The sequence below is a fragment of the Enterococcus sp. DIV1639a genome (genome assembly GCF_050530445.1).
GTDB classification, from domain to species: Bacteria; Bacillota; Bacilli; order Lactobacillales; family Enterococcaceae; genus Enterococcus_B; species Enterococcus_B hirae.
On the sequence record NZ_CP172886.1, the window covers coordinates 471188 to 489063 of the forward strand.

Genomic DNA, 17876 nt, shown 5'->3' on the forward strand with positions numbered 1-17876 from the left:
AGAAGGGAAGTAGTCAAATGGCTGAAGAAAAACCAGCTTTTAAAATCAGTATCCTAGCCAGTGGAAGCTCTGGAAATTCACTTTATATCGAAAGTGATAAAAAAAGGCTCTTGGTAGATGCTGGTCTCAGCGGGAAAAAAATTACTTCTTTGTTGGCACAAATTGATCGGACACCTGACCAATTAGACGGGATTTTAGTCACTCACGAACATCGTGATCATATTCATGGAGTAGGGGTACTTGCAAGGAAATATCATTTAGATGTGTTTGCCAATGAAAAAACATGGGAAGCAATGTCTCCATTAATTGGGAATGTTCCTATTGAACAAAAGCATTTGTTTGAAATGGGGAAGGTGCAAACATTTGGGGATCTAGATATTGAAAGCTTTGGCGTTTCTCACGATGCTGCAGCTCCGCAATTTTATCGTTTCCATAAAGAAAACCGTTCATTTGTGATGTTAACTGATACAGGTTATTGCAGTGATCATATGCGAGGAATCATCAAAAATGCAGATGGCTATTTGATGGAAAGTAACCATGATTTAGAGATGTTGCGGATGGGCCCTTATCCTTGGAATTTAAAGCAACGGATCTTAGGTGATCGGGGGCACTTATCCAATGAAGATGGCGCCTTAGTCATGACAGATGTTATTGGTGATCGTACCAAACGTATCTACCTTGGTCACTTGAGTAAAGAAAACAATCTAAAAGAACTAGCTCACTTGACGATGGAGAATGTCCTAAAAGAAAAAGATCTAGGTGTCGGTTATGAATTTGATATTTATGATACCGATCCCTCAGAAGCAACGGAGTTATTTTCGATTTAGCCGTAGTCAACTATATAACCCCAAAAACGCTCAAACAACTTGTTTTGAGTGTTTTTTTTTGTTCATTTAAAGCAGAGAGGATTTTTGTCTCATTCAGTTACGTTTTATTAACAACGGGGTGTACTTTCAATAAGGCTATAATAGTTTAAATTTTAGATAAGATATATTGTTCATTGGTTATTGATAGTGATTTTTTATTATATTTAATTAAATATAAATGTTTGTTTAATAGAGGTGTGTTTATGAAAAATAGTTATTTTATTATTTTAGGGTTGTTATTGTTGGCGGGGTGTTCAAACTCAGGAGTTGATCGTACCTCTTCCAGCACGGATCAGACTTCCACGCAGATCACCAAGACTTCTACAGAAAATTCACAAAATAGTACCACCAAGGAAAAAGAGAATCAACCTATTAGTAATGTAGAATCGACGGGAAATAATCCTGCAGAGGATTCAAATGTGCAAGAAATAAAGGATTCTTCAACTACTACTGAAACGATTGCTAATGAAAGCGAGAAAACAGATGAATACTATCGTTTAATCAAGCAGGCGTGGCAAGAACAATCTGAATATATCAACTCGTTAACAGATCCCAAGGTGAAACAATCTGTTCAAACACCGTCTGCTGCCGCAAACACCAAAGCTAGCCAATTGGAATTGGACAATCCAGCAGATACTCAGTTGATCCAAACTAGTTTAAAACAAGTGCTGAATGGTCAATAATAAATAAGGAAAAATAGTTGTGGTTAACAGGATCCTTTCCGAAAAAATTAGCCGAAGGAGATTGAGACAAGTTTTGTCCCAGTCCCTTCGGCATTTTTTGACAAATGCTAAAACAGCTATTCAAAGAACAAGTATAGTTAGACCGTAAATGAAAAATACAATAGAGAAGACTAGGCAAGAGGGACATTGCTCAAAACAGACAGATACAAAGTGAAACTAGCTTCCCATTATTATTGTATTAGTGAAAAGATTGAAAATTTTTATTACGCCTAATAGGTGTATCACTTACTTTTACATAATCAAAAAGTTGAAACCAGCTAAAAATTTTTAGAAAAATGATTAGAACATATCAAATGTTTCGCTGTTTTGCACTCTCCATTTGGGATAACGATAACACTCAAAGTAGGAAACATAGTCAGATGTGATCCACATTGACGATAGACATACCATTGAAATGCTTTGCTATTTTTCAAAGTAGATGAATAGGGAAAGAAAAACAAAGTGATTAGGCAATATATTTCAAGAATGATTCTTTGATTCGTTGACATTTTTTTCTGGTTTTTGCATCGTAAGTCTTACTGATTCCTAAAAGGAGACAAATTTCTTTACAAGAATAACCGTGATAAAGCAGTTCGATGAAGGTACCTCTAAAAAAGTCCTGTTTTTTAAAATTTTCTATTAGAAGTTTTTCCTCGATCGAACGTTCTGCACTTTTAACTGTGCAATTTTTAGAATGATGTAGCGATTCGATGTTTTCCCATCTTGTCACGTCATAAGTAATCCCATCTTTATTGAAGACCTTGCTTCCGGATTTTTTATATTGTTTCCAAGTCTTCTTTTCAGCAATATAAATCCTTCGCAACGTAACATTTTTAAACGTGGAGCCTGAGATACTCTTGAAATCTTCAATGCCTTCCCAAATTGCTAAACAAAGGTTACTGTAGAAGTCTTCAAAAGGAATAAATACTCCGTTAGATTGTGCTTTAAATACAAAATGATGCGCACAAGATTTTATATAAGGGTCTAAATCTAAAATGATTAAATCTAAGATATCTTTATCATTCGTCAGATAATATTTCTTCAATAAGTCATCAATCATTTGCCAGATATTCATTTCGCAACACACTACCTTTATTTTTTTGAAAGATACGTTCCTGAAAATGTTATTTTGTGACACATAAAATAACTTTTTTTGTAAAAGTTAAATAAATGATAGTCTGATAGATATATAATAAAAACTGCAGTTTTTTAATAAAAAATTTTATTTTTGTTTTATTCTTTATAAAATCGTGAATGACGGCAGTCAGTCTGATATAAAGGATATGTCTTTTTTTAAATGATTTTTCTAAGAGATGGTGCATTCGTAAGTAGTAATGATTGATAAAATTAATTAAAGTATGTAATGAATTAGCAAGTTCCTCATTTAATAACAAAAACAAAACAATATTAATTGTTTTAAAATCACTTTTGTATTTATCTTTTTATAAATAAAGTGTTTTTTTATCGCATTTTTGTAAAACGAAAGCAAAGACACTTTAGTTGGAGGAGAAGGGGAACGAGTTGGTTTAGTGCAAAGTTGATAACTCTTGTGGGCGCCCATAAGACGATGTCGATGTGTTTAAATTATTTCCATGAACCAATCTAACTCAATGTTTATAGTTAGATCTAGATGAACATGATTTTAATAGGATCTGAAAATAATCCAAATGGCAATGACTGCTGTTTTCTGTCGTATTTAAAATAAGAGTGCTATTAGAGAAGACCATCAAAGTGTTTTGAGAAGGTTAACAGAGGAAATGGCGAGTGTCACGATAAATGGAAAATGCTAGTAGCTAGCGGATAAAACATAATGAATAGCTCTAAATAAATCTATCTTTTTCATGACTATGAAGGGAAAATTTGTTAAGAGAATGAGCCGGGATTGGAAAGAACACAAAAAAAGACCAGCGACTAAGAGTTGCTGGTCAGTAGATAGTATAAGGCGAGTCTTTAGATTGGTGTTAGTTGGCAGCTCATGAAGCAGCGATCCAGCCCTTTTGAACGGCGATTTGTACAACTACCACTAATGTATTCATTCCTACATGTGTGATCATCGAGGTCCAGATTCTTCCTGTTACTTTGTATTGTAGGCTAAAGAAAAAACCTAAGAAAAAGTAGATCAGCAGGTGACCGTCATTATGGGCGAAAGCAAATAATAAAGAACTAACAATTGCCCCTACCCAAAAGTTTGTATATTTGCCAACGATACCTAAGATGCTGCGACGAAAGACGAATTCTTCCATGACTGGACCAGCAACTGTGGTAGCTATTAAAAAGGCTGGAGCTTCAAGAATCATTTGAATAATATTTTGCGTATTCTCAGAAGGAGCGCTATTTCCAAATAAAAGAGTTTCCAACGTCACTGCAAGCGCCTGTAAAATCAAAGCAATGAAAATCCCAACAAACCCATATAAGATGATTTTTGGTGTCGAAGCCTTAGGAATGGCTGCTTCTAGTGGTAATGGCTCGTTTTGTTTGAAATAAAAGAAAGCTAAAACAACTGCTCCTATGATATAGGCAATCGTCGTTGCTGTAATCACACCAGTAACAGTATGGATGATTCCGATAGATGAAAGGATCAATGGGGAAAGAAAAATTAGTCCATAGCAAAAGATACTAGCGAAACTATATTTTTTTAATGACATAAAATACCTCCTTAAAGATAGGCAGAAGTAGACTGCAAGAATAGAAATTAATTATAACATAGATCAATTTAGAGGCTATTACTAAGGGACTTCTAACGGTTACGGATAAAATTAGTGTACTTTCATTTAAAAAGCTTGCAAAAAAATCAAAGTATGAGTATTATTAAAAATGTAGGTTAGCACTCGATGTGTAAGAGTGCTAACGAATCCAAAAAAAGAGTTATCGGAGGGATTTATCGTGTTAAAACCATTAGGTGATCGCGTCATTATCGAAGTCGCAAAAGAAGAAGAAACAACTGTTGGAGGAATTGTTTTAGCTTCATCCGCTAAAGAAAAACCACAAACAGGAACAGTTGTTGCAGTCGGTGAAGGCCGTTTATTGGAAAACGGAGAAAAAGTTCCTGCTGCTGTAAAAGCGGGCGACCAAGTGATGTTTGAAAAATATGCCGGTACAGAAGTAAAATTTGAAGGAAAAGAATATTTGATCGTTGCAGGAAAAGATATCATGGCGATCGTTGAATAAATAAAAAAGTACGAAAAAAATTTGATGAGGTGAATAGACATGGCAAAAGAATTGAAATTTGCAGAAGATGCACGCGCAGCAATGCTACGTGGAGTTGATAAATTAGCTGATACAGTAAAAGTAACATTAGGTCCAAAAGGTCGTAATGTTGTATTAGAAAAATCATACGGTTCACCATTGATTACTAATGATGGCGTAACAATTGCAAAAGAAATCGAATTGGAAGATCACTTTGAAAACATGGGTGCAAAATTAGTTTCTGAAGTGGCTTCAAAAACCAATGATATCGCAGGTGACGGAACAACAACCGCTACTGTGTTAACCCAAGCAATTGTTCGTGAAGGATTAAAAAACGTAACAGCTGGGGCAAATCCTTTAGGTATTCGTCGTGGGATCGAATTGGCAACAAAAGCAGCAGTTGAAGAATTACACAACATTTCAACAGTCGTAGATTCTAAAGAAGCAATTGCTCAAGTTGCAGCTGTTTCTTCTGGTTCAGAAAAAGTGGGACATTTGATTGCTGATGCAATGGAAAAAGTCGGCAATGATGGTGTTATTACTATTGAAGAATCAAAAGGAATCGAAACCGAATTAGATGTTGTTGAAGGTATGCAATTTGATCGTGGTTACTTGTCACAATACATGGTGACTGACAATGACAAAATGGAAGCTGTTTTAGAAAATCCATACATTTTGATCACAGATAAGAAGATTTCTAATATCCAAGACATCTTGCCTTTATTAGAACAAATCTTACAACAATCTCGTCCGCTATTGATCATCGCTGACGATGTGGATGGAGAAGCTTTACCAACATTAGTCTTGAACAAAATCCGTGGGACATTTAACGTTGTTGCAGTGAAAGCACCTGGTTTCGGTGATCGTCGTAAAGCAATGCTTGAAGATATCGCTATCCTAACAGGCGGAACAGTGATTACGGACGACTTAGGATTAGAATTGAAAGATGCAACAATCGAAAACCTAGGAAATGCTTCAAAAGTTGTGGTAGACAAAGACAACACAACAATCGTTGAAGGCTCTGGCGATAAAACAGCCATTGAAGCACGTGTTCAATTGATCAAAAACCAAATTGCTGAAACAACATCAGATTTTGACCGTGAAAAATTACAAGAACGCTTAGCAAAACTTGCTGGTGGGGTTGCAGTGGTCAAAGTTGGTGCAGCAACTGAAACAGAATTAAAAGAATTGAAATTACGAATTGAAGATGCGTTGAATGCAACTCGTGCAGCCGTTGAAGAAGGTATGGTTTCAGGTGGTGGTACAGCATTAGTGAATGTCATCAACAAAGTTTCAGCAGTTGAAGCTCAAGGGGACGTTGCAACAGGTGTGAAAATCGTTGTTCGTGCCTTAGAAGAACCAATTCGTCAAATCGCAGAAAATGCGGGATATGAAGGTTCAGTCATCGTTGATAAATTGAAAAATGTTGAATTAGGAACAGGTTTCAATGCTGCAACAGGCGAATGGGTAAATATGGTTGAAGCAGGGATTGTTGATCCAACCAAAGTTACTCGTTCAGCATTACAAAATGCTGCATCTGTTTCAGCTCTATTATTAACAACTGAAGCAGTAGTTGCTGACAAACCAGAACCAGCAGCACCTGCAGCGCCAGCAATGGATCCATCAATGATGGGTGGAATGATGTAGTAATTAAGAAAGAACCCTGATATAAAAGGGTTCTTTCTTCTTTTTTTTGTTTTAAGTAAAAGGGGCAAAAAATTAAGGGATATTTAGTTAATCAATCATTCGATGCGGATAGTTGCTTATGTTCTAGAACGACCTATATACGTGAAGCTAGAGGATCTTGATGTGCTACTATTTTTGTCTTTCTTTTTCTTCTTTATATTCTTCATATTTTTCAGATTCTCATTCTTAGACAACAAGGAGTGATTATTTTCCTTTGTACTTTTTAATGGCATAGGTTTCTCTACTAGGCAGTATTCTTTAATGTTTACTAGGTTAGACATTCGTTCGTTTATTCGATGTTTTCTTCTCAATATTTTTAATAGTCTTATGCGTTGTAGTATGGCCTTTATTTTCTTCTTTATTAGTCTCAGTATTCTTTTCAGTATACCTGCTTTTTTTTGCTTTTTATACAATTGAAAAACTCCTCTCAATTAATGGTTTAAATGTATAGTAGCAGAGTTTGAATGAGGTACTCGAACTTATTTTTCTAGATAATTAAAATAAAGTTCTGCTTTTAAAAATTCAAAGACAAGTTTAAAGATTCGAAGACAAAAGTATGTATCGTATTGCTCGTTTTTTTAGAAGGTGAAGCAAAGATCTTGCTATGAGACGCGTTTCATAAGCTATACTCAATTCATCAAAAAGGAGGAATTACTGATGAATACTTATATCAAAACGACCAATGGCGCTACGAATGACTATTTTTATGCTTTTGTTGAATTTAAAGAAACAATGCTTGAATTATCTAGTCCTCAAGGGTTAAATAAAACGGTAATGAAAAAAATTCCTTTAGATGAAATTAGTGGATTGGCAAAAGATACGTATCTGGGTGGGCAACGTATTAGCTTTGAATATGATGGAACGTTCTATCAATTTTTTGAATGTGGGCATGCTGTGGTAGACTATTTACAAGAAAATCTTTTTGCATAGGTGGTTTTAGTAAAGCATGACAAACATTAGAGATATTGCAAAACTGACGGGTTATTCTGTCTCTACCGTTTCACGGGTGATCAATAATCATCCTTATGTTGACGAAACAAAACGTGCCAAGATTCTATCCGTCATTAATGAGTTATCGTATGTTCCTAATGCAAGTGCCAGACAGCTCAGTTATGGAAAAACAAAAAATATTGGTGTTATTCTGCCTTATACGGATCATCCTTATTTCGATCAATTGCTTAGTGGGATCATTGAAGTCGCCTTCAACGAAGATTATCAGGTGACCTTGTTACCAACAAATTATCAGGCAGAAAGAGAGAGAATGTATTTAGAAGAATTTGCAGGTAAACGATTTGATGGTTTGATCGTTACTTCTCGTGCCAACAATTTAGATGTATTGCTCTCTTATCAAAAGTATGGGCCAATCATTTTTTGTGAAGAAATAAAAGAAACAGAAGCTGGTTGCGTGTTTATCGATCGTGAACAATCTATTACTGAAGCATTATTGTATTTAAAAAAACAAGGCGTGGAAAAGCTTGGCGTTACTTTAGGAAGAAGTGGTCGTCTTAGTTTTAATACAAAAGTGACGTTGGAACTTTGTAAAAAAATATTTCCCGATTTCAAAGAGGAAAATGTTTTTTGGAACTGTATTGACTATGAACAAGGGGTGAATGCAGCGACGTATTTTAAAGAAAAAAAGGTAGATGGTGTCTTCACTAATTCAGATACAGTTGCTGCCGGTATATTGCAAAGCTCCATCTTAGAAAGTAAAAACCGTCTTGTTGGTCGTGATAATCTGTTGATCAGTGAGCTAATGTCTTTTTCTACGATTGACCATGGCTTAAGAGAGTGTGGAGAAACGGCCTTTCTACTTTTTATCGAAGAAAAAAAAGATCAAATCAAAATTCCTTATCGATTTATTGTGCGATAGTCGAAATGGTTTTAATGCGGAATCAAAAGTAGATCGAAGTAACGCAAAAACCTAAAAAAGAAACCGAATAGCCAAAAATAGTTTCTCCTATTTTTGTGATTGCTTCGGTTTCTTTTTGACGTCAATGGATTATGAAAGAATGTAGTGTCTGCATTCTGACAGGATGGATCATAAAGTGAGATCTTCGCTACTTATTTCCTAAAATGAACGTCCACTCAAAGACAACTTATTCAACCGCGTATGTTTGAATGATCGTATTCAATGCTTGGGCAGCTCCGCTCCCACAACGCTCATCATAGTAAGCAGTGAATCGTTCATCAGAGATATACAATAAGCCTAAGCCACGATGAGCTTCGGAACTATAAGAAGGCCAGCTAAAAGTAAGCCATTTTTTGTGTTCTTCAAATAGTTTCAATGCTAGTTTTTGATCAGAGTCTGATTGTAAATAAGCTGTCAAATCAGCTAAGAGTTGTTTTTCTAAAGACTGCATTTCTTTAAATTTTTCTTCAGACATATTTTGCCATTTTTTATTTGCTTTCTCAACGGTGTCATCTCCATATTTTTCTCGTATTTCTTGTCCATAGTTTGTTTCATTTTCCATTATTTTTTGTTTTTTAAATCCTTCAAATTTCTCATGATCTTTCATCGGTTTTCCTCCTTCGTAACTCTCCAATGTATGTTGAATAGTCATTAATAGTGTGTCGAGCTGTTTTCTTTTTTCTTGTAACATTTCTTGATGGTGGATCAACGCTTGTCGATGATCGAAAGCTGGATTATCTAAAATTTCTGCAATTTGTTCTAACTTAAAATCAAGGGAGCGATAAAACAAAATCTGTTGTAGTCGGTCAACTTCTTGGCTAGTGTAGATCCGATAGCCAGACTCAGTCACCCGTGATGGTTTCAGTAAGTGGATCTGATCGTAAAAACGCAGGGTACGAGGACTAACACCAGAAATTTCTGCCATTTTTTTTATAGTATATTCCATGCTTAACCTCCTTATAGAATGATCTTATTCCTTGACGTAACTAGAAGGTCAAGAAATTTTGAATATTTTTTTGTGTTTATTTTTATGTTATAATAAGTAAAGTAGAAAAACGAATTTTTCTGCTTTAAATATGTCATGTTGAAAGCGATTCCTTTGTTGGGCGCTTGTTATAAATAATAATAGAAAAGAGGAATAAGATGAAATTAATCGAAACGCCAGTTACAAGTAATTTAAATATTAAGACGTTTTATCCTAAAGTAGTAGATTTTTTCTTTAGTAGCAAAGCCATCAAATACTATAAACTTTATTCGCTTGATCGAACACAGATTTTATACATTGATACGTATGAAAAATCCCAATTATTGATGATTAATACGAAGAAAAAAATCACCAAGCAAGAAATTGATTTTGCAATCCGTCGCATTTTGAAAGCAGAACGTGAAGACGTCAAGGTCCATATTGGTGTAAAACAAGACTTAGAACGAGCAGGTGTCCAATTCAAACGACCAAATAAAGATATCGTGATTGTTGAACAGAAAGTAGGTCGTTCAGTGGAGGACAAATAAAACAGTCTTCTGCAAATGAGTAAGTTGTGTACCGGTCTCAAAATTGGAGCTGTTAAGAAAAACTAGATACTTGGTTCAGAGAATAAGAGAAAAAATTTTTTCCAGGTCTCTAGGGATGGATGGCCAAGGGCAAAATGCATCCATTTAGTATTGTAGTAAGTTTTAATACATTTAAATATTTCCATCTGAGTTTGAGGTGATGTCTCTGAATTGAGTCTCTTTGTCCCACGATGTTGGTAACGAGAAATCTTAGGATAAATTCAACAGAAAGAAGAAAACTTCTTTCTGTTTTTTTGAACTGGAATCGGACGCTTGTTTGACTTCAAAAAAACTAGGAACTTTTTTATAAGCTTCGTTCCTCTTTTAAGTAATGCTTTTCTTGTTATAACTTCTTCATGTCGTCATGAGCATCAAAAAGTGCGTTCCCTTTTCCAAGAAACGCACTTGCTTTATATTTTTTAACTTCTTGAATCCAACGATACAAGCGGTGAGCCTGTTTTTTTAGCTACAGGCTAACTTCTTTCGCAAAAAATTATTCTTCGATCATTAGGTTGACGGCAACAATTTTACTTACTTTATCAACTGAATCTCTTGGCATAATAGAAATCCTCGATTTTCCTTCATTTTTTATCTAGTTTATTACAACAATTCCAACATTAAACTATAAATCTTTCCTAATACTTATTAAAATATAAAAAAAATTTATGATGGTACCTCTTTATCAGTATATAATGCTAAGTGTCGGGAGATACGTTACATAAATCTTATTACTATAGATAAAGGGAGGTCGTTAAATATATAAGAAAGTGCAAAGTGTAATATTTTTATTTAGGAAAAAAAATTAAGTTTATGTAACTATGTATTATTAGATCTCTATTGAATCCAAGGATGATTTATTTAGATGATAATTAAATTTAAACCCATTCAGACATCTATTATTGAATAAACATAATTATCCGATTACTTGGAGAAAAATCAATACCGACATTTATTAATGGTTAGAGAATATGAACTTTAGGATGTCATGATAAAAAATAAAACATAAAAGGATTGATTTGATGAAACATAGTAAACTATTATTATTAACCTCGTTTTTGTGCATTAGCGCTGGGACAATAAATACCATGACAGTTAATGCAGCTCAACAAGTAACTGTCTCAGATTCAACTGTCCGAAACGCTGTAGAGGCTGTAAACCATTTATTTACCGACAATACATACACCACATTATCTCCAAACACAACAACTGAAACGATCAAAGAAGCTAGAACGTTGATTCTTAAGGCCGTAGGAAAATGTGACATCGTTCATTTAAGTAATTTATGCAAGAAGGCGGAAAGCTTGTTATTAGAAAGTACCAATTCAGTAGATTCAGCTGTCCAAAATGCTGTAGAGGCTGTAAACAATTTATTTACCGACAATACATATACCACATTATCTCCAAACACAACAACTGAAACGATCAAAGAAGCTAGAACGTTGATTCTTAAGGCCGTAGGAAAATGTGACATCGTTCATTTAAGTAATTTATGCAAGAAGGCGGAAAGCTTGTTATTAGAAAGTACCAATTCAGTAGATTCAGCTGTCCAAAATGCTGTAGAGGCTGTAAACAATTTATTTACCGACAATACATATACCACATTATCTCCAAACACAACAACTGAAACGATCAAAGAAGCTAGAACGCTGATTCTTAAGGCTGTAGGAAAATGCGACATCGTTCATTTAAGTAATTTATGCAAGAAGGCGGAAAGTTTATTAGCACTATCTGTTCATTTATAAAAAATAGAAAGTTTATAACCTTTCACTTCTTTAAATATTCCTATAGGCACGACACCTAAAAGTGGGAAGTAAAAAAATTGACATAGGCTGTTTGTTCTCTGCACTGTACGGAGGGCGAACAGCCTAATGTCTGTAGTCTTTTATGAGAGAAGCGGTGATTAAATTTAGTTTTTTCGGAAAACTCATGGAAGATTGGACAACTTTTAATTTCACTTCAAAATTGTCTGTAACCATAAAAAAGTCGACCCCCAAAAAGGTCACTTTTTAGTCTAAATTTTTTGAGGTTGGTTCATTATTGTTCTGGGTGATAAATTTATTTTCATTTGTCCTTTTTCAGAAAATAATCAAGATTTCTTCTACTCTAGCGTTTTTTTGTTATAATGGATAAGAAATGAAAACTTGCCAAGAGGAGTAATATAAAGATGAATAAAATTTACCCAGATGACAGTTTGACGTTGCATACTGATTTATACCAAATCAACATGATGCAAACGTACTGGGAATTAGGTCGTGCGGATCTCCACGCTGTTTTTGAATGCTATTTCCGTGATATGCCATTTAACCATGGGTATGCCGTGTTTGCAGGATTAGAACGTCTTGTGGAATACTTAGAAAATTTGACGTTTAGTGAGTCAGACATTGAATACTTACGCAAAATGGACATCTACCCAGAAGGTTTTTTAACATATTTAAAAGAATTTAAATTTAAAGCTACTGTCCGCTCGGCGCGTGAAGGTGAATTAGTGTTTGCCAATGAACCGTTGATCCAAGTGGAAGGTCCGTTAGCACATTGTCAATTGATTGAAACAGCCCTACTGAATATGGTGAACTTTCAAACGTTGATCGCTACGAAGGCAGCAAGAATCAAATCAGTGATCGGCGATGATCCATTGTTAGAATTTGGTACTAGAAGAGCGCAAGAATTGGATGCTGCTGTTTGGGGAACTCGAGCTGCTTACATCGGTGGAGCAGATGCTACTAGTAATGTCAGAGCTGGGAAAATCTTTGGGATTCCTGCAAGTGGAACGCATGCGCATGCACTTGTTCAATCTTATGGAAATGATTATGAAGCGTTTATGGCTTATGCGAAAACTCATAAAGACTGCGTGTTCTTAGTTGATACTTACGACACCTTGAAATCTGGTGTGCCTAGTGCGATCCGTGTAGCAAAAGAATTAGGCAATAAAATCAATTTCCTTGGGGTTCGTATCGATAGTGGCGACATGGCGTATATTTCGAAACGTGTTCGTGAACAATTAGATGCTGCTGGTTTCACTGAGGCTAAAATTTATGCTTCAAATGATTTAGATGAAGCAACGATTTTAAATTTAAAAATGCAAAAAGCTAAAATCGACGTTTGGGGTGTAGGAACGAAATTGATTACAGCCTATGACCAACCTGCGCTTGGTGCAGTCTTCAAATTGGTTTCAATTGAAGATAAAGAGGGCAAAATGATCGATACCATCAAGCTTTCCAGCAATGCAGAAAAAGTAACAACTCCTGGCAAGAAGCAAGTGTGGCGAATCACTCGCAATTTTGATGGCAAATCAGAAGGAGACTACGTTACGCTTTGGGATGAAGATCCTAGAGAGGAAGCAGAGATTTTTATGTTTCATCCTGTGCATACCTTTATCAATAAAACGGTGCGTGACTTTACAGCTCGACCTATCTTACAAGATATTTTCGTGAAGGGCGAACGGGTCTATGAATTACCAACTTTAGATGAAATCAAAGCATATACACGTGATAACCTTGATTCACTGTGGGAAGAGTACAAACGTGACCTTAATCCACAAAAATACCCAGTTGATTTATCAACAGATTGTTGGAATCATAAAATGGCTACGATGGAACGGATGAAGAAAAACGTAGCTACTTTATACAATGAATATTAAGGAGGAAAAAGAATGAGCTTACAAGAAGAGATTATCCAAGAATTAGGTGTCAAACCAACCATTGATCCACAAGGTGAGATTCGAACTAGTATTGATTTCATGAAAGCTTATTTAAAGAAATATCCTTTCTTAAAAACCTTTGTTTTAGGAATCAGTGGGGGACAAGATTCTACGTTAGCGGGACGTTTGGCTCAATTAGCAATGGAAGAAATGCGTGAAGAAACACAAGACGATCGTTATCAATTTATCGCTGTACGCTTACCTTATGGCGAACAAGTAGACGAAGAGGATGCGAAAGCTGCAGTTGAATTTATCCAGCCTGACGTTCGCCTACGAGTGAATATCAAACCTGCTGTCGATGCGCAAGTTGCTGAATTAGTCGCTGCAGGGATCGAAGTCAGTGACTTCAATAAAGGAAATATCAAAGCTCGTCAACGGATGATTACACAGTATGCAATTGCAGGTGGGCATGCAGGAGCAGTCCTGGGAACGGATCATGCAGCTGAAAACATTACTGGTTTCTTTACAAAGTATGGCGACGGTGGCGCCGATTTGTTACCATTATTCCGCTTGGACAAACGTCAAGGAAAACAATTATTACAAGAACTAGGGGCACCTGAGAAACTTTATACCAAAATCCCAACAGCTGATTTGGAAGATGGCAAGCCGTTGATCGCCGATGAGGTTGCTTTAGGTGTTACTTACACTGAGATTGATGATTATTTAGAAGGTAAAGAAGTTCCAACAGATGCCAAACAAAAAATTGAAGCTTGGTGGAACAAAACGCAGCATAAACGACACTTACCTATCTCGGTGTTAGATGATTTTTGGAAATAAGCCTAAAAACTTTATTGAAGATCACACCAATGAATGAAGTAACATTGCTTATCTTTAATGAACTCGTCATTTAATAAAAAATAAGGTTGTCATAGTAAAGTTCAGATGGAAAAATAACCTGCTATATCCGAAAACAGCTTCTCGCATTTTCTGGATATAGCGGGTTATTTCTATTATCAAGAGAATATGAACCGCATGTTCTTTTTCAAGATTTAAGACAAAAGATTAAAAATAGCTATTCATTGGGTTTCAGTTCTATTCTGTAGTAGTACGTCAATGAAGTACTATTAATTAAGATTATAAACGCATGGAGGATTTTTTAACGCCTTTTTTATAAGTCGCTACTTGCATACTATTGTTATGCTTTTACAATACGATATTGAGCAGTCGACAATTTGTGAACAATCAAATCGGACAACGAATAAAAAAAGATAAGGGTTTGCAGACAGTTCTTTACTTGTTATCTGGAAATCATTAAAATAAGGAAAGCGGTATCGAATAATAAATGAATTAAAGGAGTATCCATTTGAAAAGACATATAAAAGATAGTCTCAATCAATTGTCTGTCAAACAGAAAAATTGGTTAAAATATACATTAGTGGCGATAAGTATCGTTTTTGTCGTTGGACTAAGCAATTTGTATTTACAATGGTGTCAAAACGATCTTTCTTTTGATCTAGCTGTAAAATTTGCTTTTTCGTGGCATACGGAAAAATTTTTATTAGCTTGTTTAGTGTTATTAATGATCTTCCTTTTTTTAGTGGCAGTATTAGGTTCTTTTCTCTTTGGAACATTCTTTTATCTTGTTGGCATTGGAATATTAGGTTACGCAAACTATTTAAAAATGACCTATCGACAAGAACCGATTTATCCCGACGACCTAAAGATGATCAAAGAGTTTGGTTTATTAAAAGATATGACAGGCACAACCTCGTTTTATCTATTAGCAGGAATGATCCTATTGGTGGTAGCAGGTGGTTGCTGGGCTATCTATCAGAGTTTTAAGAAAGACAAGAAATTTCAAGCCATCCGAGTGATCACATTATTTACTACGATCTTTGCGCTTATTTATATTAGTCATTTCAATAACCCAAATAATTTATTACGTAAAGCATATAACAAAACGGCTTTGTGGATTCCTTATAGTCAAAAGATGAATTATTATAATACAGGTTTTATTGGTGGTTTCTTATACAATTTAAAAATCGATCCAATGGAAAAACCAAAAGGGTACTCTGAAGAAAAAATCAAGGAAATTACATCACACTATCAAAAGCTGGCAGATGAAAAAAATAAAACTGCCTCAGAAGAACAACCGAATATCGTTTATGTGATGAGCGAAAGTTTTTCAGATCCTAGTCGTTTGAATGGGGTGGAAATTACCGGTGATCCTTTAGCAGATTATTATGCGGTTGCTGATCAGACTTATAGTGGTCAGATGCTTTCTCAAAATTATGGTGGTGGAACAGCCAATATCGAATTTGAAGCATTAACAGGTTTTTCAATGGGACTATTCAATGCCCAATTAACAACACCCTACACAATGTTAGTACCCAAAATGAATCAATTACCTTCGATCGTTTCAACATTGAAAGATCAAAATTATCATACGACTGCGATCCATCCTTATAACACCTCGATGTACAAAAGAAAAGATGTTTACGAGGTTTTAGGTTTTGATGAATTTATTAGTGAAAATACGATGACGTATACAGACACCATTGAAGATAATCCCTACATTTCTGATGCTTCTGCTTATCAAGAAGTGATGGATCTTTTAAAAGAGGACGATACACCCCAATTTATTCATCTTGTGACGATGCAAACCCATATGCCTTATGATGGAAAATATCAGCAGCTCGAATATACAGCCAAAACAGAGGATAATAGTGGGATAAGTAGTTTAGAAAATTATCTTCAAGATATTTCGTATAGTAGCCAATCCTTAAAAGCGTTCACGGAAGAACTGAAGAAGTTATCAAGAAGAACACTAGTTGTTTTCTGGGGAGATCATTTACCAGGGATCTATTCTGACACCATTCAAAATAGTAATGAGAAACACACCTTACACGAAACACAGTTTTTGATGTTTGATAGTCAAGGAGAATTAGAAAAAAACGAAGCTCCTGTTACAAGTCCCTTTTATTTTGCTGCTGACTTGATGAATCAGACTAATCAACAGACAACTGGTTTTTATCAATTATTGTTGGCACTTCAAAATGAATTACCAGCATTTGAGCGAGAACTATACTACCAAGAGGGGCAATGGCATCGGGAAGCACAATTAAACAAAAAACAAGCAGAACTTTATCAAGCTTATGAGATGATTCAATATGATATTGTTTCTGGAGAAAAATACAGTTTGCAAACAAATTTTTTTGAAAAATAACATATGACTTTATTACTCTGGGTAGAAAGCCTATTCAATTGTGCTAAAAAAGGTAAAATAAAAGAGAAATAAAATCGAAAGTAGGAGAAAGAATGTTACCAAATATTGGTTATTATGTACAATCAGTCGATCGAATGGTCAAAGAGACGGAAGAGATCGGTGAACAGATGCATCCAAAATATCAAGTGATCAGAGAAGCGATTGATCAGAAAAAAACAGAAGACTTGTCTCCAGAAGAGTTAGCTGAAATCGTTCATTTGTTTGAAGAAGGAACAAAAAAATATCGTGTGATATTGAAAAAAATCAGTCAGTTGCGACCACCAGCAAAAGTAATGGGTATTCATAAAAGTTTTGAAAAAGCCTATACTTCCTACGTGGCTGGTTGTGAAGAAATGACTCAAAGTATCCAACCAGAGTCTGGAGTTGACCATGATTTATTTGATGCTTCTGAAGAAAAACAGGATCAAGCGACAGAAAATATTTCTTCAGCCATCCAAAAAATGACAAATTTATTGTTGAAAAAATAAAACAGTATAAAGTTTCATTAAAAAATAGAGTGTTTTAATTTAATTATCATATGTTTTTTATGATAAAAATCAGTCAATCACTTATTATATGAAAGTAACCTATACCAACAACAATTTTGAATTACTCGATCGAATAATTCACTTTTACCGTCAAGCCTAACCAACTTGACGGTTTTTGCTATTTACCGATCGTTTGTCTCAGTTCAACTCAATCCCTCCATATTCAAATTCAACTTATAGAGGCTGCTCTCAACAAATCGTTCACCGAAAACAATGTAGTTCAGATGAACAAATAATATACCCAGCGGAGTTTCAGCACTAAGCCAAAAAACTCGAAACGTGAAAAAGTTGTTTCGAGTTTTTTCTTCATGATCAAATCAAGTAGTACTTTTCCGATCATTTATTTAATTTTCAACATTTCTGACATAATCATCAAAATATTGAAGTAAATCTTGTTTTAATTTTTGATAATCTGCTTCACTATATTCTTTTTCTTCTAACTTTCCTTGGAAAAAAGGAATTTCTAACTCTTCCCGTAATCGATCCAATACTTCATCTTTGTTCAT

16 protein-coding genes are annotated in these 17876 nt (G+C 35.0%); 12 read left to right on the forward strand and 4 right to left on the reverse strand.

The genetic code is table 11. The features are described from left to right. Positions 1-17: 17 nt before the first annotated feature. Both IGJ32_RS02170 and IGJ32_RS02175 read left to right on the forward strand, forming a co-directional pair. On the forward strand, positions 18-827 hold the full coding sequence (locus IGJ32_RS02170) for an MBL fold metallo-hydrolase (RefSeq protein WP_010720049.1): 810 nt from the start codon (positions 18-20) through the stop codon (positions 825-827). A 242-nt stretch (positions 828-1069) separates the two neighbouring features. Further along, positions 1070-1549 (forward strand): hypothetical protein, encoded by a 480-nt coding sequence (locus tag IGJ32_RS02175; protein ID WP_178306178.1) that lies wholly within the window; start codon positions 1070-1072, stop codon positions 1547-1549. A 505-nt stretch (positions 1550-2054) separates the two neighbouring features. Here the strand turns inward: IGJ32_RS02175 and bacL2 are convergent. Beyond that, positions 2055-2663: a BacL2 family protein gene (gene bacL2 / locus IGJ32_RS02180; RefSeq protein WP_178286821.1), complete on the reverse strand. Its 609-nt coding sequence runs from the start codon at positions 2661-2663 to the stop codon at positions 2055-2057. An 898-nt stretch (positions 2664-3561) separates the two neighbouring features. Continuing rightward, positions 3562-4233 carry a CPBP family intramembrane glutamic endopeptidase gene (locus IGJ32_RS02185; RefSeq protein ID WP_126344652.1) on the reverse strand — a complete coding sequence of 224 codons (672 nt, stop codon included), beginning with the start codon at positions 4231-4233 and terminating at the stop codon, positions 3562-3564. Between the two features lie 238 nt (positions 4234-4471). Between IGJ32_RS02185 and groES the strand changes: the two genes are divergently transcribed. The 4 genes from groES to IGJ32_RS02205 all read left to right on the forward strand — a co-directional run bounded on the left by groES (position 4472) and on the right by IGJ32_RS02205 (position 8330). Then, the gene (groES, locus tag IGJ32_RS02190; protein ID WP_010738436.1) at positions 4472-4756 is read left to right on the forward strand and encodes a co-chaperone GroES; all 285 of its coding nucleotides are present in this window, start codon (positions 4472-4474) and stop codon (positions 4754-4756) included. A 39-nt stretch (positions 4757-4795) separates the two neighbouring features. Next, on the forward strand, positions 4796-6421 hold the full coding sequence (gene groL / locus IGJ32_RS02195; protein ID WP_010738435.1) for a chaperonin GroEL: 1626 nt from the start codon (positions 4796-4798) through the stop codon (positions 6419-6421). A gap of 696 nt (positions 6422-7117) precedes the next feature. Then, positions 7118-7390 carry a hypothetical protein gene (locus IGJ32_RS02200; RefSeq protein ID WP_088745028.1) on the forward strand — a complete coding sequence of 91 codons (273 nt, stop codon included), beginning with the start codon at positions 7118-7120 and terminating at the stop codon, positions 7388-7390. A gap of 16 nt (positions 7391-7406) precedes the next feature. Next, positions 7407-8330, forward strand: coding sequence for a LacI family DNA-binding transcriptional regulator (locus tag IGJ32_RS02205; RefSeq protein ID WP_010738433.1), 924 nt, complete (start codon positions 7407-7409; stop codon positions 8328-8330). Between the two features lie 226 nt (positions 8331-8556). On the opposite strand, the gene IGJ32_RS02210 is transcribed toward IGJ32_RS02205, so the two are convergent. Next, complete coding sequence (locus IGJ32_RS02210) at positions 8557-9315, reverse strand: MerR family transcriptional regulator (protein ID WP_096708440.1); 759 nt, start codon at positions 9313-9315, stop codon at positions 8557-8559. A gap of 197 nt (positions 9316-9512) precedes the next feature. Between IGJ32_RS02210 and IGJ32_RS02215 the strand changes: the two genes are divergently transcribed. The 6 genes from IGJ32_RS02215 to IGJ32_RS02240 all read left to right on the forward strand — a co-directional run bounded on the left by IGJ32_RS02215 (position 9513) and on the right by IGJ32_RS02240 (position 17310). Next, entirely contained in the window at positions 9513-9881 is a 369-nt protein-coding gene (locus IGJ32_RS02215) for a DUF1827 family protein (protein WP_063626561.1), read from the forward strand. Positions 9882-10939: 1058 nt separating this feature from the next. Further along, positions 10940-11662, forward strand: a complete 723-nt coding sequence (locus IGJ32_RS02220) for a hypothetical protein (RefSeq protein WP_373177633.1) — start codon at positions 10940-10942, stop codon at positions 11660-11662. A 422-nt stretch (positions 11663-12084) separates the two neighbouring features. After that, on the forward strand, positions 12085-13557 hold the full coding sequence (locus IGJ32_RS02225) for a nicotinate phosphoribosyltransferase (RefSeq protein WP_010738428.1): 1473 nt from the start codon (positions 12085-12087) through the stop codon (positions 13555-13557). A gap of 12 nt (positions 13558-13569) precedes the next feature. Next, a complete protein-coding gene (gene nadE, locus IGJ32_RS02230) occupies positions 13570-14394 on the forward strand; it encodes an ammonia-dependent NAD(+) synthetase (protein ID WP_010720037.1) in 825 nt (274 codons plus the stop codon). A 538-nt stretch (positions 14395-14932) separates the two neighbouring features. Further along, positions 14933-16783 carry an LTA synthase family protein gene (locus IGJ32_RS02235; RefSeq protein WP_342081680.1) on the forward strand — a complete coding sequence of 617 codons (1851 nt, stop codon included), beginning with the start codon at positions 14933-14935 and terminating at the stop codon, positions 16781-16783. A gap of 92 nt (positions 16784-16875) precedes the next feature. Further along, entirely contained in the window at positions 16876-17310 is a 435-nt protein-coding gene (locus IGJ32_RS02240; protein ID WP_010738426.1) for a hypothetical protein, read from the forward strand. Positions 17311-17714: 404 nt separating this feature from the next. Here IGJ32_RS02240 and IGJ32_RS02245 read toward each other — a convergent pair whose 3' ends face one another. Then, the gene (locus tag IGJ32_RS02245; protein ID WP_010720034.1) at positions 17715-17876 is read right to left on the reverse strand and encodes a hypothetical protein; all 162 of its coding nucleotides are present in this window, start codon (positions 17874-17876) and stop codon (positions 17715-17717) included.